This window comes from Streptomyces antioxidans, from assembly GCF_000968685.2.
GTDB lineage: Bacteria > Actinomycetota > Actinomycetes > Streptomycetales > Streptomycetaceae > Streptomyces > Streptomyces antioxidans.
Map to the genome: position 1 here is coordinate 1 of NZ_LAKD02000267.1, position 411 is coordinate 411.

The following is a 411-nucleotide window of genomic DNA, read 5'->3' on the forward strand; positions in this document are numbered from 1 at the left end:
GCCCCATGCCCACCCGCTGCGCACCCTGACCGGTAAACACCACAGCCAACCGGTCGCCCGCCACCGAGCCCGCCACCGCACCGGCCCCCACCCGGCCCGCCGCGAGCGCACCCAACCCGCGCACCAGATCCGCACGCTCCACGCCCACCACCACACCACGGTGCGGCAAGTGCGCCCTCGTGGTGGCGAGCGAGAACCCGATGTCCACGGTGGACGAGGGATGGGCCACCGCGAAGTCGGCGAGCCTGGCCGCCTGCGCCCGCAGTCCGGCCGCGGTCCGCGCCGACACCAGCCACGGCACCGGACCCTCGTCCCGCTCGGCGGGTGGTGCGGCGGGTTCCTCGGTCGCCTCCTCGATGATCAGGTGCGCATTGGTCCCGCTGATGCCGAACGACGACACACCGGCGCGGC

1 protein-coding gene is annotated in these 411 nt (G+C 74.7%); it reads right to left on the bottom strand.

The window, feature by feature from the left end; all coding sequences use genetic code 11:
• Window positions 1-411, bottom strand: a 411-nt coding sequence (locus VT50_RS38095) for a ketoacyl-synthetase C-terminal extension domain-containing protein (RefSeq protein WP_276207370.1), incomplete at both ends; no start/stop codon positions are given.